The sequence below is a fragment of the Phenylobacterium montanum genome, assembly GCF_018135625.1.
Lineage (GTDB): Bacteria > Pseudomonadota > Alphaproteobacteria > Caulobacterales > Caulobacteraceae > Poindextera > Poindextera montana.
In genome coordinates this window covers 1,180,086-1,202,766 of record NZ_CP073078.1, presented here as the reverse complement: position 1 = coordinate 1,202,766, position 22,681 = coordinate 1,180,086, and the positions used below count along the sequence as shown (strand labels likewise).

At 65.1% G+C, this 22,681-nt stretch carries 12 protein-coding genes; 8 read left to right on the top strand and 4 right to left on the bottom strand.

What is annotated here, in order from left to right; genetic code table 11:
* The first annotated feature begins 329 nt into the window (after positions 1–329).
* Both KCG34_RS05390 and KCG34_RS05385 read left to right on the top strand, forming a co-directional pair.
* Complete coding sequence (locus KCG34_RS05390; protein ID WP_211939366.1) at positions 330–4,904, top strand: beta strand repeat-containing protein; 4,575 nt, start codon at positions 330–332, stop codon at positions 4,902–4,904.
* A 387-nt stretch (positions 4,905–5,291) separates the two neighbouring features.
* Positions 5,292–7,529, top strand: a complete 2,238-nt coding sequence (locus KCG34_RS05385) for a GumC family protein (RefSeq protein ID WP_211939365.1) — start codon at positions 5,292–5,294, stop codon at positions 7,527–7,529.
* Between the two features lie 57 nt (positions 7,530–7,586).
* Here KCG34_RS05385 and KCG34_RS05380 read toward each other — a convergent pair whose 3' ends face one another.
* On the bottom strand, positions 7,587–9,119 hold the full coding sequence (locus KCG34_RS05380; protein WP_211939364.1) for a lipopolysaccharide biosynthesis protein: 1,533 nt from the start codon (positions 9,117–9,119) through the stop codon (positions 7,587–7,589).
* Positions 9,120–9,616: 497 nt separating this feature from the next.
* Between KCG34_RS05380 and KCG34_RS05375 the strand changes: the two genes are divergently transcribed.
* The gene (locus KCG34_RS05375; protein WP_211939363.1) at positions 9,617–14,794 is read left to right on the top strand and encodes a beta strand repeat-containing protein; all 5,178 of its coding nucleotides are present in this window, start codon (positions 9,617–9,619) and stop codon (positions 14,792–14,794) included.
* 40 nt (positions 14,795–14,834) lie between these two features.
* Here the strand turns inward: KCG34_RS05375 and KCG34_RS05370 are convergent, their stop codons facing one another.
* A complete protein-coding gene (locus tag KCG34_RS05370) occupies positions 14,835–15,719 on the bottom strand; it encodes a class I SAM-dependent methyltransferase (RefSeq protein WP_211939362.1) in 885 nt (294 codons plus the stop codon).
* 377 nt (positions 15,720–16,096) lie between these two features.
* Between KCG34_RS05370 and KCG34_RS05365 the strand changes: the two genes are divergently transcribed.
* Positions 16,097–17,209, top strand: coding sequence for a glycosyltransferase family 4 protein (locus tag KCG34_RS05365; protein ID WP_211939361.1), 1,113 nt, complete (start codon positions 16,097–16,099; stop codon positions 17,207–17,209).
* Between the two features lie 30 nt (positions 17,210–17,239).
* Here KCG34_RS05365 and KCG34_RS05360 read toward each other — a convergent pair whose 3' ends face one another.
* On the bottom strand, positions 17,240–18,067 hold the full coding sequence (locus KCG34_RS05360; protein ID WP_249138230.1) for an exopolysaccharide biosynthesis polyprenyl glycosylphosphotransferase: 828 nt from the start codon (positions 18,065–18,067) through the stop codon (positions 17,240–17,242).
* A 6-nt stretch (positions 18,068–18,073) separates the two neighbouring features.
* Positions 18,074–18,370, bottom strand: a complete 297-nt coding sequence (locus KCG34_RS05355; protein ID WP_211939360.1) for a hypothetical protein — start codon at positions 18,368–18,370, stop codon at positions 18,074–18,076.
* Positions 18,371–18,573: 203 nt separating this feature from the next.
* Between KCG34_RS05355 and KCG34_RS05350 the strand changes: the two genes are divergently transcribed.
* From KCG34_RS05350 to KCG34_RS05335, 4 genes are read left to right on the top strand one after another with little or no spacing between them, the layout of a single operon-like run.
* Positions 18,574–19,494, top strand: a complete 921-nt coding sequence (locus tag KCG34_RS05350) for an SDR family oxidoreductase (protein WP_211939359.1) — start codon at positions 18,574–18,576, stop codon at positions 19,492–19,494.
* The gene (locus tag KCG34_RS05345) at positions 19,491–20,648 is read left to right on the top strand and encodes a glycosyltransferase family 4 protein (RefSeq protein WP_211939358.1); all 1,158 of its coding nucleotides are present in this window, start codon (positions 19,491–19,493) and stop codon (positions 20,646–20,648) included. The genes KCG34_RS05350 and KCG34_RS05345 overlap by 4 nt, the downstream gene beginning before the upstream one ends.
* Positions 20,649–20,685: 37 nt before the next feature.
* Entirely contained in the window at positions 20,686–21,771 is a 1,086-nt protein-coding gene (locus KCG34_RS05340; protein WP_211939357.1) for a Gfo/Idh/MocA family protein, read from the top strand.
* A gap of 26 nt (positions 21,772–21,797) precedes the next feature.
* Complete coding sequence (locus tag KCG34_RS05335; protein ID WP_211939356.1) at positions 21,798–22,676, top strand: hypothetical protein; 879 nt, start codon at positions 21,798–21,800, stop codon at positions 22,674–22,676.
* Positions 22,677–22,681: the final 5 nt, after the last annotated feature.

Sequence of the window (22,681 nt, the reverse complement as noted above, 5' to 3'; positions counted from 1 at the left end):
CCGTTCCCGGCTGGGCGTCTTCCCATTGCGCGCAGCGAGCCCGGTGAGTTGGCGTGTGCCATGCGACACATGCGGCAATTTTTCTAAGAACAACGTTATTAGTATTGCATAAATAAAATCACAATATTGGCGATTATGATTAATAAATGGTTTCAAATTTAGGTATTTTTAAATAACAAAAATCGATGCGACAATATTGCTAGTCGCCCCAATACCGCGTCTCCGCTGATCTATAGCGAGCCGATCCCGCGCAACCGCCACCCATGCGAGCGTCGGTACAAGCTATACTCTCTGGAGATGTTGCGGTTATGACTATTAGTTTGTCGCAAGTGCAGTCGTTTCTGTATCTCATCGGCAGTGGAACGACGACGCCGAACATCGCCCAAGAGATCGCCGCTTCGCAGGAGAACCTGATCATTCTCGGGGGCACGGCGAGCGATCCGGCGCTGAACATGAGCGTCGCCAATCCCAACGGTAACAAGCTCATCCTCGGCTACACGGACCTGACCGAGGCCTCCAAGTGGGAGGAGCCCAGCCTGTTCTCCGGTACGTCCCTGCCCAGCTGGTTCGGCAACGCGAACCCCAACTGGCCGGGATGCTATTCGGTGCAGTACTGGAACCCGGCCTGGGAACAGGTCCTGTTCGCACGGATCAACCAGCTGGTCTCGCAGGGCTATAACGGCATCTTCCTCGACGTCGCCTCAGGCGACAGCGAGTGGGCGGCCGGCAACAGCTTCGGCAATCCCACCAATACGAACGCCACGCAGCAACTCGCCACGCTGATCACCGACATCCGCGGCTATGTGAACAGCCTGCACCTGGCCACGCCGTTCTATATCGTGGCCAACGATCCGCAGACCGTGGCCCTGCAGGACCCGGCGGCGCTGAAGAGCCTGGATGCGATCTTCAACGAGACCCTCTATTACGGCTCCACGGGCGCTGGAGGCACGGTCACGCCCTACGCCTTGCCCTCTTCCAGCCAGGACTATGTCGAGAACGTGGTCGGGCCGGCCTATAACGCCTCCGGCGTTCCCGTGCTGGGCAGCGACTATCCGACCACCAGCAACCTGGCCCAGGACTTCCAGTCCTTCGCCGCCTATAGCGCCATGGGCTGGATCCCCTCGGTGGTCAACGCCGCCAACACCACCTCGACCCTGACCTCGGGGCCCTACATGGCTATGGCCGTGGCCGCCAACCCCACCGTCCAGGGCTCCCTGAACCTGGTCAACTTCCTCTCAGGCGGCCTCGTCGCCAACGCCACCCTGATCGGCGGCAACCAGGGCGACTTCTTCATCGGCGGTCCCGGACAGAACACCATCCGCGCCGGCTCCGGCAATGACACCATCTACGCCCACCCTGCCGCCGCCGGCCTCAAGGGCGTCCTCTCCTTCCAGCTCGCCGGCGACTGGCTCGGCTCCCACTCCGCACCCACCCTCGAGGTGCTGGTCAACGGCCACGTGGTCCAGGCCCCCCTGGCCATCACCCAGAACATGAACGCCTCCGGCTACTCCTGGCAGACCGTCACCGTCAGCACCGCCGGCCTTGGCCCCATCACCTCCGTCGAACTCCTCGCCGGCGGCACATCCTGGACCAGCAGCTCCAACTACGACCTGTTGTTCCTCAAGTCCGCCAGCTATGAGGGACACAGCATCCCCATCAGCCAGCTGACCTATTCTTCAGGCGCCGGCATCTCCAGCGGCTCCTCCGTCGCCAGCCTCGGCGTCAACGGCAACGCCACCCTGGCCGGGTCAAACCTGCCCGCCTCCACCTTCCTGGCCAACACCAGCGACGTCATCGACGGCGGCGCGGGGACCAACACCGTCGTCTATCGCGCCGCCTCCACCCAGTACGACATCGTGCGCGAGGCCAACGGCAAGGTGCTGGTCACCGCCCTGGCCACCGCCGAGGGGCCCGACCTGATCAGCAACATCCAGACCCTGCAGTTCGCCGACAAGTCCATCGCCATCGCCTCCACCCCCACCGCGGCCCCCGCCTACGCCGCCGTCGCCGGACAGGCCCTCTCCGTCTCAGCCGCCAGCGGCGTTCTGGCCGCAACCACCGACTATAACGGCCTGACCCTCACAGCCAGCCTGGCCGCCAACGGCGGGCCCGCCCATGGGACCTTGACCCTCAACGCCAACGGCTCCTTCACCTACACCGCCAACGCCGGCTATGTCGGGACCGACAGCTTCACCTACCTGGCCAAGGACGGGCTCTCGGCCGGAACCCCCATCACCGTCACCCTCAACGTCGCCGCCGGCTCGGCCAGCCCGCCGGTGACCCATGCGGCCAGCTACAACGACCAGGCCGGCCACACCCTCTCGGTCGCCGCCGCCAGCGGCGTGCTCTCCACCGACACCGACCCCAACGGCCTGGCCATGACCGCCAGCCTGGCCACCAACGGCGGGCCGAGCCACGGAACCTTGACCCTCAACGCCGACGGCTCCTTCACCTACACCCCGACCCTCGGCTTCGCCGGGACCGACAGCTTCACCTACGTCGCCAGCGACAGTCAGGGCTCCAGCACCCCGACCACGGTCACCCTCAACGTCGCCGCCGGGACCGTCGCCACCCAGGCCGCCAGCTACGGCGCGAACGCCGGCCATGCCCTGACGGTCAATGCCGCCAGCGGCGTGCTGGCGGGGGACACCGACCCCAACGGCCTGGCCATGACCGCGACCCTGGCCCAGAACGGCGGGCCGCAGCACGGGGCCCTGACCCTGAACGCCGACGGCTCCTTCACCTACACCCCGACCGCCGGCTACGCCGGGACCGACAGCTTCACCTACATCGCCAGCGACAGCCTCGGCTCCAGCGCACCGACCACCGTCACCCTCAACGTCGCCGCCGGGACCATCGCCACCCAGGCCGCCAGCTACGGCGCCAATGCCGGCCATGCCCTGACGGTCAATGCCGCCAGCGGCGTGCTGGCGGGGGACACCGACCCCAACGGCCTGGCCATGACCGCGACCCTGGCCACTAATGGCGGGCCGCAGCACGGGGCCCTGACCCTGAACGCCGACGGCTCCTTCACCTACACTCCGACCGCCGGCTACGCCGGGACCGACAGCTTCACCTACATCGCCAGCGACGGCCTCGGCTCCAGCGCACCGACCACCGTCACCCTCAACGTCGCCGCCCAGGCGCCGACCACCCAGGCGGCCAGCTACGGCGCCAATGCGGGCCACGTCCTGACCGAGGCGGCGGCTCAGGGCGTCCTGGCCGGCGCCAGCGATCCCAATGGCCTGACCCTGACGGCAGCCCTTGCCCAGAACGGCGGGCCGCAGCACGGCGCGCTGGTGCTGAACGCCGACGGCTCGTTCACCTATACCCCCAATGCGGGCTTCGCCGGGACGGACAGCTTCACCTACATCGCCAGTGACAGCCTTGGCTCCAGCGCCCCGACCACCGTGACCCTGAATGTCGCCGCAGGGACCATCGCCACCCAGGCCGGCGCCTATTCGGCCCACGCCGGCAGGACCCTCACGGTCGCCCCATCCAGCGGGATCCTAACCCATGACACGGACCCCAACGGCCTGGCCATGACCGCCAGCCTGGCCACCAATGGCGGCCCCGCCCACGGGACTCTGACCCTCAACGCCGACGGCTCCTTCACCTACACCCCGACCCTCGGCTTCGCCGGGTCGGACCATTTCACCTATATCGCCAGCGACAGCCTCGGCTCCAGCGCACCCACCACGGTCACCCTCAACGTGGTCGACCCGCCGCCCACAGCCAACCCAGACACCTACGCCATCGCCGGTGACAAGGCCGCCACCGTCGCCGCCGCCCAGGGCGTCCTGGCCAACGATGTCGACAACAATGGGCTCAGCCTGACGGCGGTCCTCGCCCAGAATGGCGGCCCGAGCCACGGGACCCTGACCCTCAACGCCAACGGTTCGTTCACCTACACGCCCACCCTCGGCTTCGTCGGGACCGACAGCTTCACCTACCTGGCCCAGGACAGCCTGAGCAGCACCCCGACCACGGTCACCCTGAACGTGGCGGCCCAGAACATCACCGGCGGGACCGGGGGCGACACCTATCACGTCTACAACAGCGCCGATCAGATCACCGTCGCGGCGGGTACGCCGAACGAGAGCGTGATCGCCACCTGCGACTACGTGCTGCCGGCCAATATCCAGAACCTGACCGTGAACGGGTCGGGCCTGACGGGCGCCGGCAACGCCATGAACGACACCCTGACGAGCCTCGGCGGACCCAACACCCTGGTGGCCGGGACCGGAGTCGACACCTTCTATGTCAACAACACCGGCGATGTGGTGATCAACACCACCAGCCAGCAGCATGACGTGATCATCTCCTCGGTCAGCTACGCCCTGCCGACCGGCGTCCACAGCCTGCGCCTGATCACGCCGGGGACCACGGCCATCGGCAACGCCGCCGGCGGCAACTATCTGACCAGCGTCAACGGCGGCGACACCCTGGTCGGCGGCGCGGGCGGCAACGACGTCTTCAGCGTTTCGCACTCGAACGACATAATCCAGGTCGCCGCCGGAACGCCGAACGAGACCGTCAACGCCTGGTGCAGCTACACCCTGTCGGACAATGTCCAGAACCTGGTCGGCAAGACGGCAAACGCCGTGACCCTGGTCGGCAACACGATGAACAACGTCATCACCGCGGGCTCCGGGGCCGACACCCTGACCGGCGGCGGCGGGGCGGACACCTTCGTGGCCAACATCGCCGCGCACGCCACCACCATCACCGACTTCACCGCCGCCGACCGCATCGACATCAGCGCCTTCCTGAACAGCGGCCTGCACCCCACCTTCACCGACCACGGAACCTATTCCACCGTCGACTTCTCCAACGGCGAGCACATCACCCTGCTCGGCGTGCACGCCTCCAGCCTCTCCCTCAGCGACCACTTCATCGTCTGAGAACAGCCCCCGGCGCGCACCACGCGCCGGGGGCGTCGGCTACCTCTTGTAAACCGGTGGTTGGTAATCTGCAGGCCATTGGGGGCGGCGAAAGTCTATCGCCCGATCGATAACGACAGACGCCGCGCCATTTGATCGGTGCGGCGTCTGTTGTCGTTCGATCCGCCTGCGAGCGATCGGGCCCTAGCGCTGGTGTATCCGTCGCCATCAGGCGTTGTGACCCTTGTGGGGCGCCGTATCATTGGCGGCTTCGCTGAAGTCGCGTAGCATGGGGCCGGGTCGGGGAGTTTGAGTTATGCGAATACCCGGTTTTGACGAGGATCGACCGCGGCGCGAGAATTGCTGGTTCGCCCCTGTCCAGGCTCTCTGTGTCGAAAAGAAACATCAATGACGGTCAACCCGAAGCTGTTTACCCCGCGCGCGCCTGGTTCAAATCTCAAGGACGAGTCCGGCTGGTCCAACGAGTTTGACGGTCACGCCGTCGATTTCGTGCGCATTGGCGAGCTGTTCATGCGCCGTCCAATCCTAATATCGGCCGTCTTTGCTGTCCTCTTTGCTGTGGTTATGGGCGCCATCATGTCCGCGCCAAAGCAATATACGGCGATGGCGCAAGTCCAGGTGGACATCAACTCGCGAAACCTGACGGATGTTGCGAGCGGGGCGGACAATACGGGCACCGGCCTGGCCGACGCCGCCAAGATCGACACTGAGATCGGTATGATCCAATCCGGTGCGGTGGCCCGCCAGGTGTTGCTGGACCTCGGCCCGCCGCCCACTGACGCCAAGGCAAAAGGATCGTCCACACCCGCGTGGTTGAAGGCGATCAAGAACGCGGTGCATCCCTCGAACGGGCAGCCCGCGGCAAGCCCGCTCGACCCGATCCAGAAATTGCAGAAGGGATTGAAGGTCGAACGCGAGGGCGGCGGCTATGTCATCGACATCCAGTACACAGCTACCGACCCGGCCTGGGCGGCCAAGACGGCCAACGCCTTCGTAGCCGCCTATCAGCGGCAAAAATCGCTGTCGAGCGTCGAGCAGTCGCAGGAGGCCGGCGCCTATATGAGCGGAAACCTGGCCGATCTCGAGCGCCAGGTGATGCAGGCCGACGCCGCGGTCGCGGCCTATCGCGCGAGCCACGGGCTCGAACAGGCCGGCTCGACGACGATGGACGAGCAGAACATCCTGGCGATCGGCCAGCAGCTGGTCAGCGCCCGGGCGGCTCAAGCCGAGGTCGAAGCGCGCTACAAGACCGCCGCGGATCAGCTTGCCCATGGCAGCAACGGCGATGACGTGGGCGAAGCCCTCTCGTCGCCGGTGGTCCAGCAGTTGCGTGGCCAACGCGCGTCCCTGAGCCAGCGCCTTACGGAATTGCGCACCCGTTACGGGTCCAGGCACCCGGATGTCGTGACCACGCAACAGCAGCTGATCGACATCGACGGGCAGATCCAAGCCGAGATCCGCCGCATCCTTTCCAATCTCTCGGCCCAGGTGCAGGTGGCTCGCGAACGGACCGCGTCACTGCAGGCGAGCTTAAACGGGGCCAATCGCTCCTTGGTCGGCAGCGACGCCGCCTCGGTCAAGCTCAACGAGCTCCTCCGCAATCAGGAGGCCGCGCGAGAGACCTATCAGCAGTATCTCGCGCGCTTCAAACAGAATAATGTCACCACCGGCGCCCCGCCGACCAACGCCCACGTGATCACCCCGGCGACGCCGCCGAGCAAGCCTTCGGCCCCCAACGCCTTGAAGGCCATGGCCATCGCCCTGGCCGCGGGACTGGTCGGCGGCGTCGGCACAATGTTCGGCGCCGGCCTTCTGGAGCGCACCTTCAACGATATCGACGAGATCGAAAGCGAACTCGCGGTTCCGGCCCTGGCCTCGATCCCGCTACTGCAATCGACTGTTTCGCGGGGCGGCAAGAAGGGACGAGTTCCTTCCGTTTACGTGGTCGAGCGCCCGCTCTCGGTCTTTGCGGAGAGCTTCCGCACCCTGCGCACCACCTTGCAGGCGATGCGTCTGAATGGTCGGCCGGTCAAGGTCGTGGCGATCACCTCGGCCGTGCCGCACGAAGGCAAGACCACCACGGCGGTATGTCTCGCCCGGGTCGCAGCGCTTGGCCATGCGAAGGTGCTGGTGATCGACACGGACCTGCGCCGGCGCGCGCTTGGGGCGGCCTTCGGCGTGGAGGCGGACATTGGCTTGGTCGAGGTCCTTGACGGCGCAGTCACCTTGGAGCGGGCGCTGGTGAAGGACTCCATGTCCAGCGCGATGTTCCTGCCGCTCAGCTCCAGCACGAGTCCGCAAAGGGACGTCCTGAGTTCGCCCGCCCTCGACAAGCTGCTGGCCGCCGCGCGCGAGTATTATGACCTGATCATTCTCGACGCCGCCCCGGTCCTGCTGCTGGCCGATGCGCGAACCCTGGCGCAGCGTGTCGACGCCACTCTTCTGCTCGCCCGCTGGCGCGCGACGCCCAAGAGCGCCGTACGTTCGGCCGTGCGCGAGTTGTCGGCGGTAGGCGCCGCGCTCGCCGGCGTGGTCCTGACCCAGGTCGATCGGCGTCTCGAGCGCAAGTCCCAGTATGGCGGCTCTCAGTACTACCGGAGCTACGGCGCCTATTTCGAGGAATAGGCCCGCGCCGCAAGGCTCGCCTCTTGCAGCACGAGGCGGCTAAGGCTCGGGCGACGCTCAGCTGGCGCGAAACATCAGCCGCCGAAAGGCTTCTCGCCCGTCGCCGCGCATGACCAGCAGGTAGGCGAGCGCGGCGAACGCCATGGAGTAGAGGCCGCAGCCGAGTAGCAGCGAGAGCAGGCTGGGCTCCAGCATGAGTCCCACCAACGCCTTGGCGCCGTAGGCGAAAGCCGCCGCCGCAATCGGCGGAAAGATGTCCAACAGGCGGCCTGGGGTGAAGCCCAGTGTCCTGGAGACGTAGTAGAAGCGGGTGATGTTGATCAATGCGAAGGTGAGGCAGACGGAAGAGGCTGCCCCGACCGATCCCCAGAGTGGCGTGAAGAGGTAGCAGGTCAGCAGCAATATGCCGCCGCCGGCGGTGAGAATCGCAAGCTCGGCGCGGTGGCGGCCGGTCATAGAAAGACAGAACCCGACCGGCGCCAGGGTGGCGCTGAGCAGCCAGCCAAGGGGCAGGAGCAGGGCGATCACCGGCCCGAACACGAAGCTCTTGCCGAAGACGAAATTCAGCTGTGTGCCGAACGCGGCGACCCCAGCGAACACGTAGCCGGCGACGATGGCCGCGAACTGAATGTACTCGTTGAGCTCCCGTCTTATGCTGGCGACGTCGCCGGCGTGATAGTGGCGGGAGATGTTCGGGCCCAGCGTCTGGCTGGCGGAAAAGGGCCAGACCTGCACCAATTGGGCGATGGTGCTGAGCGCAGCATAGGCGCCGACCTCCTTGGCTGGCGCAAAGGCGCCCAAAACCAGGACGTCCACAAATCTCATCATGCCGTAGACGAAGAGGTTGAGCGCCATCCAGCTGGAGTCGGCGAGCACCATGCGAACGGCGGCCCAGTCGCTCCGCAGCGGCGCCGATTGCAACGGCGTCGTCGGCGCGTTTCGATCGGCCCGGCGCCAGAGCGTGAAGTGGGTCCAGACAAAGGCGGCGCTGATCAGGATCTGCAGGGTATTGATCGTGATGATGGCCAGCGCCGTGGGCGAAAGCCAGAAGGCGGCGGCGACCAGGACCAGGCGGGCGATCGGCTGCACATAGGAACTCATGAGGGCATAGGCGCCCGGCCTACCCCTGGCGCGATAATAGGCGCCCAGAATCGACAGGTCGGCGCTCACCGGCAGGGCCAAGAGCGTGACCAGCAGCATCAGGTCGAATTTTGGATAGACGTAGATGTGAGCCATCAGCAGGCGGCCAAGGCCAAGGCCGCCGATCAGGGCTACGGGCAGATTGATGGCGAGGACCACCAGGCGAAGGCGGGCCACCAGTCGCTCCGCCCCTGCGGTGTCGTCGCTGGCTCGGCCCATGTATTTCAGCAAGGCCAGGTCGAGGCCGATCGGGGCCAGGATCGCGAGGGCGGTGAAGATGTTGCGAACGATGTTGATCAGCCCGTAGTCGGCGGACCCCAGCATTCTGGCGACGGCGATGCCCGTGATCACCATCAATGCCTGCTGCAGCAGCTGGCCAAAGGCGATGACGGTCACGTCCGAGGACGCGAGGCGCCGAAGCATGGCCACGGCGGCAGATCTGCTGATCAAAATTTGCATCTTCGATGCCTAGCAAGCTGAGGTGGACCGGGGCAACACGCCATTGCGCGCACATCCGACGACAGGACCCGGCGCCGCCAGCACGGCGCGCCCTGCGCAACGCTGACCGGCGGAAGGGCGGCTTGCCCCAGAGCGCAATCATGCCCAGGCCGCCAAATGCTGCGGCGCTTAGCCCCAGTATTAATGGCCGCTTTACTAAACGTGTTATCCCGAGCTTCACGGACCGGAGTGAGTTTGTTCGTGTCGCCAGACGCTATTGGTTTGGCGTGCCTGTTCGTTGATTTGGATCGTCCAGCAGAAGATCCAATTCTATCGGATGATGATTGCGAGTGCCGTTCGGTATTGTCGTAAGCCTGTCTAGAAATTTGAACTTGTCCCAACGGGACGTGGTCTTGTCACACTCTTCTGGGCGCGTTTGCAGACGTCCTTGCCCTAACCTGTGTCTCTGAGCCGCGTACCTGTGACCGAGGATCAACGGAGCCGCGCCGATGCCGATCACGATCTCTCAGGTGCAGTCGTTTCTGTATCTCATTGGCAGCGGAGCGACGACGCCGAACATCGCCCAGGAGATCGGTTCTTCGCAGGAGAACCTGATCATTCTCGGGGGCACGGCGAGCGATCCGGCGCTGAACATGAGCGTCGCCAATCCCAACGGCTCCAAGATCATTCTGGGCTACACGGACCTGACCGAGGCCTCCAAGTGGGAGGAGCCCAGCCTGTTCTCCGGCACGTCCCTGCCCAGCTGGTTCGGCAACGCGAACCCCAACTGGCCTGGCGTCTATTCGGTGCAGTACTGGAACCCGGCCTGGGAGCAGGCGATATTTGCGCGGATCAACCAGCTGGTCTCGCAGGGCTATAACGGCATCTTCCTCGATGTCGCCTCAGGCGACAGCGAGTGGGCCGCCGGCAACAGCTTCGGCAATCCCACCAACGCCAACGCGACCCAAGAGCTCGGCACGCTGATCACCGACATCCGCGCCTATGTGAACGGCCTGCACCTGGCCACGCCCTTCTACATCGTGGCCAACAACCCACAGACCGTCGCCTTGCAGGATCCGGCGGCGCTGCAGAGCCTGGATGCGATCTTCAACGAGACCCTCTACTACGGCTCGACCAGTTCAGGGGGCACGGTCACGCCCTACGCCTTGCCTGCCTCCAACCAGAACTATGTCGAGAACGTGGTCGGGCCGGCCTATAACGCGTCGGGCGTTCCTGTGCTGGGCAGCGACTACACCAGCACCGGCAACCTGGCCCAGGACTTCCAATCCTTCGCCGCCTACAGCGCCATGGGCTGGATCCCCTCGGTGGTCAACGCCGCCAACACCACCTCGACCCTGACCTCAGGGCCCTACATGGCCATGGCCGTGGCCGCCAACCCCACCGTCCAGGGCTCCCTGAACCTGGTCAACTTCCTCTCAGGCGGCCTCGTCGCCAACGCCACCCTGATCGGCGGCAACCAGGGCGACTTCTTCATCGGCGGTCCCGGACAGAACACCATCCGCGCCGGCTCCGGCAACGACACCATCTACGCCCACCCCGCCGCCGCCGCCCTCAAGGGCGTCCTCTCCTTCCAGCTCGCCGGCGACTGGCTCGGCTCCCACTCCGCACCCACCCTCGAGGTGCTGGTCAACGGCCACGTGGTCCAGGCCCCCCTGGCCATCACCCAGAACATGAACGCCTCCGGCTACTCCTGGCAGACCGTCACCGTCAGCACCGCCGGCCTTGGCCCCATCACCTCCGTCGAACTCCTCGCCGGCGGCACATCCTGGACCAGCAGCTCCAACTACGACCTGTTGTTCCTCAAGTCCGCCAGCTACGAGGGACACAGCATCCCCATCAGCCAGCTGACCTATTCTTCAGGCGCCGGCATCTCCAGCGGCTCCTCCGTCGCCAGCCTCGGCGTCAACGGCAACGCCACCCTGGCCGGATCCAACCTGCCCGCCTCCACCTTCCTGGCCAACACCAGCGACGTCATCGACGGCGGCGCGGGGACCAACACCGTCGTCTATCGCGCCGCCTCCACCCAGTACGACATCGTGCGCGAGGCCAACGGCAAGGTGCTGGTCACCGCCCTGGCCACCGCCGAGGGGCCCGACCTGATCAGCAACATCCAGACCCTGCAGTTCGCCGACAAGTCCATCGCCATCGCCTCCACCCCCACCGCGGCCCCCGCCTACGCCGCCGTCGCCGGACAGGCCCTCTCCGTCTCAGCCGCCAGCGGCGTTCTGGCCGCAACCACCGACTATAACGGCCTGACCCTCACAGCCAGCCTGGCCGCCAACGGCGGGCCCGCCCACGGGACCTTGACCCTCAACGCCAACGGCTCCTTCACCTACACCGCCAACGCCGGCTATGTCGGGACCGACAGCTTCACCTACCTGGCCAAGGACGGGCTCTCGGCCGGAACCCCCATCACCGTCACCCTCAACGTCGCCGCCGGCTCGGCCAGCCCGCCGGTGACCCATGCGGCCAGCTACAACGACCAGGCCGGCCACACCCTCTCGGTCGCCGCCGCCAGCGGCGTGCTCTCCGCCGACACCGACCCCAACGGCCTGGCCATGACCGCCAGCCTGACCACCAACGGCGGACCGAGCCACGGAACCTTGACCCTCAACGCCGACGGCTCCTTCACCTACACCCCGACCCTCGGCTACGCCGGGACCGACAGCTTCACCTACATCGCCAGCGATAGCCTCGGCTCCAGCGCACCGACCACCGTCACCCTCAACGTCGCCGCCGGGACCGTCGCCACCCAGGCCGCCAGCTACGGCGCCAATGCCGGCCATGCCCTGACGGTCAATGCGGCCAGCGGCGTGCTGGCGGGGGACACCGACCCCAACGGCCTGGCCATGACCGCAACCCTGGCCACTAATGGCGGGCCGCAGCACGGGGCCCTGACCCTGAACGCCGACGGCTCCTTCACCTACACCCCGACCGCCGGCTACGCCGGGACCGACAGCTTCACCTACATCGCCAGCGACAGCCTCGGCTCCAGCGCACCGACCACCGTCACCCTCAACGTCACCGCCGGGACCATCGCCACCCAGGCGGCCAGCTATTCGGCTCAAGCGAACCAGAGCCTTTCGGTCACCGCCGCCAATGGCGTGCTGGCCGGTGACAGCGACCCCAACGGCCTGGCCATGACCGCCAGCCTGGCCACCAATGGCGGCCCGAGCCACGGGACGCTGACGCTGAACGCCGACGGCTCCTTCACCTACACAGCCAACGCCGGTTATGCCGGGACCGACAGCTTCACCTACATCGCCAGCGACGGCCTCGGCTCCAGCGCGCCGACCACGGTGACCTTGAATGTCGGCGCAGGGACCATCGCCACCCAGGCCGGCGTCTATTCGGCCCATGCCGGCCAGAGCCTCTCGGTCACCGCCGCGAATGGCGTGCTGGCCGGCGACAGCGACTCCAACGGCCTGGCCATGACCGCGAGCCTGGCCACCAATGGCGGCCCCGCCCACGGGACCTTGACCCTCAACGCCGACGGCTCGTTCACATACACCCCGACCGCTGGCTATGCCGGTGCCGACAGCTTCACCTATGTCGCCAGCGACAGCCTCGGCTCCAGCGCGCCGACCACGGTGACCTTGAATGTCGCCGCCGGGACCATCGCCACCCAGGCCGGCGCCTATTCGGCCCACGCCGGCCAGGGCCTCTCGGTCACCGCCGCCAATGGCGTGCTGGCCGGCGACACCGACCCCAACGGCCTGGCCATGACCGCGAGCCTGGCTGCCAATGGCGCCCCGGCTCACGGGACCCTGACCCTCAACGCCGACGGCTCCTTCACCTACACGCCGACCCTCGGCTTCGCCGGGACCGACAGCTTCACCTATATCGCCAGCGACAGCCTCGGCTCCAGCGGGCCCACCACGGTCACCGTCAACGTGGTCGACCCCCCGCCCACGGGCAACGCCGACACCTACGCCGTCGTCGGCGGCAAGCAGACGGTCATCGCCGCCGGCCAGGGCGTTCTGGCCAACGATGTCGACAACAATGGTCTCAGCCTGACGGCGGTCCTCGCCCCTAACGGCGGCCCGAGCCACGGGACGTTGACCCTCGACGCCAACGGCTCGTTCACCTACACGCCCAATGCGGGCTTTGCCGGGACCGACAGCTTCACCTATGTCGCCAGCGACAGCCTCGGCTCCAGCGCCCCGACCACCGTCACCCTGAACGTCGCCGCTGGGACCATCGTCACCCAGGCCAGCGGCTATTCGGTGCACGCCGGCAAGACCCTCTCGGTCGCCGCGTCGAACGGGGTCCTGACCCATGACACCGACCCCAACGGCCTGGCCATGACCGCGGTCCTGGCCACCAATGGCGGCCCGAGCCATGGGACCCTGACCCTCAACGCCAACGGTTCGTTCACCTACACGCCGACCCTCGGCTTCGCCGGGACCGACCACTTCACCTACATCGCCAAGGACAGCCTCGGCGCCAGCGCGCCCACCACCGTCACGGTCAACGTGGTGGATCCGCCGCCCACCGCGACCCCCGACACCTACGCCATCGCCGGCGACAAGGTCGCCACCGTCGCCGCCGCCCAGGGCGTTCTGGCCAACGACGTCGACAACAACGGCATCAGCCTGAGTGCGGTCCTGGCCCCCAACGGTGGCCCGAAGCACGGGACCTTGACCCTCAACGCCGACGGCTCATTCACCTACACGCCCACCTTGGGCTTCGTCGGAACCGACAGCTTCACCTACCTGGCCCAGGACAGCCTCAGCAGCACTCCCGCCACGGTCACGCTCAATGTCGCCCCGCAGCGCATCATCGGCGGGACCGGCAACGACACCTACTATGTCTACAACAGCGCCGATCAGGTCATCGTCGCGTCGAATGTGCACAACGAGACCATCGTGGCGGCTTGCAACTACACTCTGCCGTCCCACGTCGGGAACCTGGTGCTTAACGGTTCCGGCCTGACGGGAACCTCGGCCGCCTCCTGGGGTAGCCTGACCAGCACCGGCGGGGCCAACACCCTGGTGGGGCAGGGCGACCACACCAGCTTCTTCGTCAACAACAGCGGCGACCAGGTGGTCGCCAGGGCCGGCGCGGTGGGCGACATCGTCTATTCCAGCGTCAGCTACGCCATGCCCGCCAACGTGCACGATCTGCGCCTGACCGCCTCCGGCCTGACGGCGACCGGCTCCGCCGCCGGCGGCAACATCCTGACCAGCATTCACGGCGGCGACACCCTGATCGGCGGGGCCGGCGGGAACGATATCTTCATCGTCTCGCATGCAAACGACGTCATCCAGGTCGCCGCCGGTACGCCCAACGAGACGGTCGAGGCCTATTCGAACTTCTCCCTGCCGGCCAATGTGCAGACGCTGATCGGGGAGGGGCTGCAGTCCATCAAGCTGGTCGGCAATGCGATGAACAACACCATCGTGGCCAATCTCGGCGCCGACACCCTGACCGGCGGCGGTGGGGCCGACACCTTCGTGGTCAATACCGCTTCGAGCGGCACCACCATCACCGACTTCACCGCCGCCGACCGGATCGACATCAGCGCGTTCCTGAATGGCGGCCTGCACCCCACCTTCACCGACCACGGAACCTATTCCACCGTCGACTTCTCCAACGGCAAGCACATCACGCTCCTCGGCGTGCATGCTTCCAGCCTCTCGCTGAGCGGTCACTACGTAGTTTGACTGGGCCAAGCCAGGGACCGCCGCCGAAGCGCGGCGGATCTCAGCAACGCCCGATCACGACCATGGCGAACAGCACGTCGGCCCAACGCGTCCGGCCAAAACGCGCCCGCCAGCTCCTCGGCAGGGCGTAGGCCGCCAGGTCGGCCGCTCGTGCGATCGCGTAGGGCGCAACGATCCGGCGGCCACGGGCCGTGAACACCACCTCGAACCGCTTGAATCCGGCCACCTGGAAGGCGGACCGCAGCGAGCGGTAGTCGTACTCCGAAACATGAAAGCCGGTGGCTTCATAGTCGAAGTAGCGCGAAACGTCGTGCGGCCCGGTCACCCGACTCGGCGTGATGCAAACATACCGTCCCCCCGGGCGAATGATCCGGCGGATCTCGCGGAGCTGCTCCAACGCGTCGTCGGGGTGCAAGTGCTCCATCAGCTGGTTTGAATAGACGAGGTCCACGCTTTGCGAAGCGATCGGCAAAGCAATTCCATCGGTCTTGACGAAGGTGAAATTGGCTGACCGCTCGCCCGGCAGCAGCGCATCGGTCACGTCCACGCCCACAGCCTCGCGCACGGTCTGCGCCATCGCCATGGACAGGGCTGCGTCGCCGCAGCCGATCTCGACAAACCGGGCTTGTTGATCGACATAGGGCCGCAGCAGCCGCAGCTGCCGCGTCACGCGCAACGAACACGCCTCCCGCTCGGCCGTGTGCTGAGGGTGATCGTCGAGGGTGGAAAACAGCTCCTCATAGAGCAGGCCGTAAAGCTGTCGCCTTTCGCTGGCGCTGGCGGTCAGCAAGCGGTCGGCCAGCCGGCGTTCCAGCATGTAGTGCGCTACAAGCCGGTCGGGGTGGCGCACGTCGCCATAGGCCTCTTGTTGGGCCAGATAGTCCGGCCGCAATTTCGGGAGAGGATGGTCGGCGGGGTCTTTCATCGACCGGCCCAAAGCCATAGCGCGCGCGGTCCTCCGTCCCATCCGATCGCCCCGGCAATTCGCCCCATTTTACGCCGATGTTCAACGCCCAATTGTCAGGAAAGAAGGAAATTCAAATCATTCCGCGCAGGAAAGCAACGAGGTCATGATTCACCGCTACCAAACACTGTATAAGAACAGGGCAATTCGCGCGCCGAGCGATTGTGAACGGGGCCTCCTGGCCATGACCGCTTCGCTGGCGCAGCGGAAGCGGAGCGCTAGGTCGATACTGGGCTTGGCTTGGACCGCAGGCTTAGGCACAAGAGGGGCGGGGTGCTCGTGCGCGACGCCGGTTTGGTGATCGCGCAAGCGATTGGCGTGACGTGGGACAACTCGGCATGGCGAGGAAGCGGCGCATAGTTTTCTTTGCGCCCCAATTTGCGGAGATATCGACCCGCCTGGCCGAGGCGCTTTCGGCGAGGGCTGATGTGCTCTTGATCCTCGATGGCCGTCAAAGACGGGCCCAGGTCGATCCCAATTGGTTCCGCTCGGCGACCGCCAATTTGAAAGTCATCGAATTTCGGGCCGATCGGCGGCCTTGGAGGCTGTTGTGGACGCCGATTCTCTTGATGGCGGGAACGCTGTTCCGACCAGACATCGTCCACCTGCAGGAGCAGGCTGACGCTATCACGGCAAGGCTGGCGAGGTATTTTCGCGCCCGCGCGCCGGTCGTCGCGACAGTGCACGACGCCGAACCTCATATCGGCAGCGATGCGCGATTCCTGGAGGCGGAGGGCAAGCCGTTTCGCGAAATGATCCGGGCCGACGCGGCGCTCTTCCACGTGCAGAGCGACTTCACACTGGCCCGGTTGCGCTCGCTCTGGCCCGACAGGCCGATGGTCCGCACCGAGCATGGCCTGATGCATGCGCCTGAGAGCGGTCAGCTGAGAGCCAGCGAACCTGGGCGCATCCTCTTCTTCGGTCGAATGGAAGCCTACAAGGGGCTGGAGGTGCTGATCGCCGCCGCCGAACGTCTCGCTGCGCAAGGGCGCGCCTTTAAGCTGGTGCTGGCGGGGCGGGGGGAGGAGATGGACCGGCTGCGCGCCCGCGCCGAACAGGCGTCCTATATCGAGGTCGTCAGCCACTTCCTGTCTTGCTACGAGGTGGTCGAGCAGTTCCAGCGCGCTGAGCTGGTCATTCTGCCTTATCTTGAAGCCTCACAGAGCGGCGTCGCCGCCGCGGCCTTGGCCAACGGCCGGCCGCTGATCGCCTCGCGCATCGGCGGCCTTCCAGAGATTGTCCAGCATGGCCTCAACGGACTGCTGGTCGAACCCAGCGACGTGGAAGGGCTGGCCAGCGCGATCGACCGCTTTCTGGCGGACGAGGCGCTTCGACGCCAGTTGACCGAAGGGGCTGTGAAATCGGCGGCCACGCTGGACTGGAACCATGTCGCCGAGGCGCTTTCGGAGGCCTATGAGCGACTGCTCGCTGATCGGTCCAAAGGCGCATGATAGGCGCGTGCGCCTGATCAGCACCAGACGTTAGTAGGCCATGGGGTCGAAGGGCGCGATGATGATTGTCTTGACGAGAAGCCTCATATCCAAGGTCAGCGACCAGTCACGGATATAGGCGAGGTCGCAGTCGATGCGTCGCTGCATATCCTCCAGGTCACGGATTTCGCCGCGATAGCCTGACACCTGGGCGAGGCCGGTCAGCCCGGGGCGGGTTTTCAGCCGATCCATGTAGTCCGGAATGCGTTCGCTGTAATACTCGTCGTGAAAGACGGCGTGGGGGCGCGGGCCGATGATCGACATCTCGCCACGCAGGACGTTGAAGAGCTGGGGGAGCTCGTCGAGGCTGCTGCGCCGCAGGAACCCCCCGATCCGCGTGACGCGAGGATCGGTCTTGGTCGCATGAGCCAACGGGCCGTCCTGCTCGACGACGCTCATCGTGCGGAACTTGAAGATTTCGAAGGGCCGCCCGCCCAGCCCGCCGCGCCTTTGGCGGAAGACCACCGGTCCAGGCGATTCCAGCCGGACCAGCAGGCAAATGAGAAGCAGCAAGGGCAGGAAAGCGATGATGCCGAGAATGGCCGCGACCACGTCGAAGGCGCGCTTGACCCGACTGGACGCTGCGGCCGAAGAGCCTTCCTCGAAGGCGGCGGGCTGTTCGATTTCGAACACCGTCGGCAGGTCGAGACCCGACTTTGCACCCTGCTGCAATGTCCTCGTATGCGACAGCATTTTACCTGCGCCCCCGGGGCCCCCAACGTACGGAGACAAAGCCACAATCAGCGAGCTATTGAAACCATCACTTGGGATAGATGAAAAGTGAAACTTTTGCACCCGCGAAAGATTCGCGGACGCCATAACAGACTACAGCGCGACATGGTGCGAGCTGCCCAAAATAGGTGCGACCTGCGTCACACCCAATTTATACATAGTATAAGGAGCGGGTCCCCAATGATTGGGGAGCACCGAACCAATCCTGCGTGCAGCAAGGATCGGGCCAGCTTCCAATTCTTTCACGCGGCGCGAGTTGATCCAAGACAATTCGGCTAAAATCAAGGGTTTGTTGGATGGCAATTGTAGGGCAGCGTCGCCTATGCCGATATTGATCGAAATCAATTGCGGTCCGGCCCGGGTCATCCGCGCCAGAATGGAACGATCCACGCCGCCGGCGCCTGCGAAATTGGCGCATTTCGGCGCGAGCCTCCTCGCTGGAGGTCCGTTCGACGAACTTTAACCGGTGCGTTCACAAATCCATGCTATGGCCCGCCTAGGTTGGAATTCCATAGGAACGGACCTTGCAAGGTCCCTCAGGGCGGGGTGTGCTCCCGCTCTGGAACAGTCGGCAAGTTTCAATTTGGGGCGTCATGAAGATTTATCTGGCGGGCTGTGGCGGCATGTTGGGCGAGGCGCTCCATCGGGTGCTCGCTCCGGGCCATGAGGTGCTTTGCACCGACATCGATCTCAATGTGGACTGGCTGCAGCTCTGCGACTTCCGCGACTTCGCCGCCTATGAGCGCTCGGTCTCGGCGTTCGGGCCGGACATCCTGATGCATATCGGGGCCCACACCGACCTGGAATATTGCGAGACCAATCCCGACGACGCCTATCGCACCAACACGTTGTCGGTGGAGCACGCCTGCACCCTGGCGCGCGCCCATGGCGTTCCGTTGGTCTATATCAGCACGGCCGGCATCTTCGATGGCGGCAAGCTGCTCTATGATGACTGGGATGCGCCAAATCCGCTCGGCGTCTATGCTCGCTCCAAGCATCTGGGCGAACTGGCGGTGCAGAGGGTCCCGGACCACTTCATCTTCCGGGCGGGCTGGATGATGGGGGGCGGCCCCGCGAAGGACAAGAAGTTCATCAACAAGCTGATGAAGCAGCTCCTGGCGGGTTCAAGGACGTTACGCATCGTCGATGACCGGCTGGGCACTCCGACCTATACGGTCGATTTCGCCCGCAACCTCGCGGCCATGGTCGAGACCCGCTACTATGGCCTCTACAATATGGTCTGCGGCGGCGAGACCGGGCGCCTGGAGGTGGCCGAAGCCCTGATCGAGGTGCTTGGCCTGAAAGAGGTGGTGGCGATCGAGCGGGTCTCCTCGGACCATTTCGCCAGCGAATATTTCGCCCCACGGCCGCCTTCGGAGCGCCTGACCAACTATCGCCTCCGGCTGAGGGACATGGACATGATGCGCGACTGGCGCATGGCGCTGGCCGACTATATCGCCGACTACTTCCCCGACTATCCTGAGCGGCTGGCCAAGATCTACGCTGGCGCATGATCCAGTCCTCGCGTCCCCTGCGCATCGCCGCATTCGGCTTTCGGCGGTTTCCGCCGCGGGACGGAAGCGCAGGCGCCGAAAAATACGTGCTGGAATTGTTGCCCCGACTCGTGGCGCGCGGCTGCCAGGTGACAGCCTATGAACGCGCCTACCCCGGCGAAGCCCTGCCGCCTCCGCACGAACATCTGGGGGTCACCGTGCGCGCGGTTCGCACGACGCGGCGCTCAGGACTGGAGGCGCTGCTGCACTCGGCCAAAGTGACCCTCGACATCATCCTGCACAATCGCGCCGATGTCGTGCACATGCAGAACGGAGGCAACAGCCCTTTCGCCCTGCTGCTGCGGCTGTTCGGGAAGAAAACTTTTCTGAGTGAAGACGGAAACGAGTGGCAACGCGGAAAATGGTCGTGGCTCGGCAAATCCTATCTGAAAATGACCATGTTTGTTTCGGCGTTCGTGCACAACGAGATCATTTTCGATAACATCTTCACGCGCGCTTTCTTCGAAAAACGCTTCAAGCGTAAATACGCTTTCATTCCCTTTGGCGCTGACGTCGAATACGACGCGAAGGCTGAAGACGTCCTGTCGCGCCTGGGCCTGAAGCGTGGAGAATATTTCCTGTTCGTCGGTCGTTTCATTCCGGACAAGGGGTTGCACTATCTGATCCCGGCGTTCGAGGGCTTGCCGACGGACAAGGCGCTGGTTCTCGTCGGCGGCAGCCCTCACCCCAGCGACTACGACAAGGCGCTTCGCGCCACCCAGGATCCGCGCATCCGCTTTCCTGGCTATGTCTATGGGGCGGAGACGCACGCCCTGATGAAGAACTGCTTCGCCTATGTTCAGCCCTCTGATCTGGAAGGCCTGTCGCCGGTGATCCTGGAGAGCGCCTATCTCGGGGCGCCGGTGATCTGCAGCGACATCGAGGAAAATCGCTACGTGCTTCAGGAGCATGGCCTCTATTTCAAGAAGGGCGACATCGCCGATCTTCGCCGGGTCCTCGCTGGGGCGCTTGCGGATCCCGAAGGGCTCAAGCAGACCGCGGCGCGGCAGAGCGAGCATGTGCGCCGCGTCTATTCATGGGACAGTGTGGCCGACCAGCATTTGTCGGTCTTCGAGGGCAGGCGCGAGCGGCAGACAGCCGCTGCGGCGCACTGATCCGATCTTTCAGGTAGTGGGGCTTCAGGAGGTAGAGGTGGTTCGCGTCGGTGTCATCGGCCTGGGCAAGATGGGATTGTCCCACTATGCGATCGTCAGGGCGCACCCTGAGGTCGAGATCGCCGGCGTGTGCGATACCACAGGCTATCTGCTCGAGGTCCTGAACAAATACACAGGCGCGCGGGTCTACCCGGACTATCAGCAACTCCTGGACAAGGAGCCGCTCGATGCGCTGATCGTCGCCACCCCCACGCGACTGCATGCGGGGATCGTGCGCGAGGCTTTGAACAGAGGCCTGCATGTCTTCTGCGAAAAGCCGTTCTGCCTTGATCCGAACGAATCCGCCGAACTGGCCGCGCTCGCCGAGGAGCGGAACCTGGTCAATCAGGTCGGCTATCACTACCGCTTCGTCGGCGCCTTTCAGGAGGTCAAGCGCCTGCTGGATCTGAAGGTCCTGGGGCCGATCAGCCACGTGCTCGCCGAGGCCTATGGCCCCGTCGTCCTGAGGCCCAAGGGATCGACATGGCGCTCGCAGCGCAATGAGGGCGGTGGGTGCCTCTACGACTACGCCGCTCACCCGATCAACCTTTTGAACTGGTATTTTGGCGAGCCGGTCGCCGCGGCGGGCACGAGTCTCACCAAGATATTTTCCAACGATATCGAGGACGAGGTCTCCTCGACCCTGCTGTTCGACCCGGGTATCAGCGCCCAGCTCTCGGTCAACTGGAGCGACGAATCCCAACGCAAGATGAGCACCAAGGTCACCATTTGGGGCGCCAACGGAAAGATTTCCGCTGACCGGCAAGAGTGCCAGACCTTCCTGCGCGACGCCCGGGCGGCCCCGGAAGGCTATCGCGAGGGCTGGACCATCCGCTACACGACCGATCTGACCGAGCCCGTCTGGTACTATCTGCGCGGCGAGGAGTACTCGAGCCAGATCGATCACTTCATCAAGTCCATCCAGGCCCGCACAGCCGCTCAAAACAGCTTCGCCAGCGCGGCCGAGACGGATCGGGTGATCGGTATGATGATCGCCGACGCGCAGGCCGGCCCCCGTCAGTCAAGTCCTCCGCTCGCCGGGCGCGCCCGGCCTGGGCGTCGTTTCTCATTGTTCGGCCGCTGACGCTGGCCAGGGATAGTCGCATAGCCATGGACAAACTGCTGTTCGGTGACAACCAGTTCTTCGGCGTCAACCACATGTCGGAGGAAAAGGCGCGCGCCCAGTCGATCCGCTTTCAGGACACCCAGGCGATCATCGACGTGCTCGACGCCGCCTACGACGAGGGCGTCAAGACCTTCATGTGCACGACGCACGAGCGGATCGAAGAGGTCTGCGACCACGTCCGGGCCCATCCGGACCGCTATGCGGATTTCAAGTTCTATCCGTGCATGCCCTATGCGCATAAGTACGCCAATGCGGTCACGGAAGACGGCCCGATCGGAGCCCTGCGCCGGTTCATGCCCGAGCAGGGCCTGCTCGATGCGGCCATCCGTGGCGGCCTGTCCCTGGCCAACCGCGATATCGAGGGCCTCGCCGGCCTGTTGATCGACGCCGAAATGAAGATGTTCCGGGGCCTTCAGACGCCGGTGATCTTCTTGCAGAACGTGGTGGTGGATCTCATCCTGGGGCTTGGGGCGTACGAGGCCTTCGCGGTGTTCGACCGGCATGTGCGCAATCGCTATGGCGCCGAGCCGGGCTTCATCACCATGAACCTGCCTTTGTTGCTGGATGCTCTGGACCAGGCCGGGCTGGAGAACCCCATCGTCTGCGCCAACATCAACAAGATCGGGTTCCGCATGTGCGGCGGCCTCGAGGCCTATGAAGCCGCCCTGAAGGGCCGGCGCTTTCAGGCGATCGCCATGTCGGTCTTCGCTTCGGGCGCTATCGCGCCTGAGGAAGCCATCGCCTGGGCCTGCGACCTGCCGAATATGCGATCGATCGTCTTCGGCGCCTCCAGCCGGGGCAATATCAGGAGCACTCGTCAGCTGGTGGATCGCTATTGGCCGTCAGAAGAGCGCGCGCGCTAGGCGCG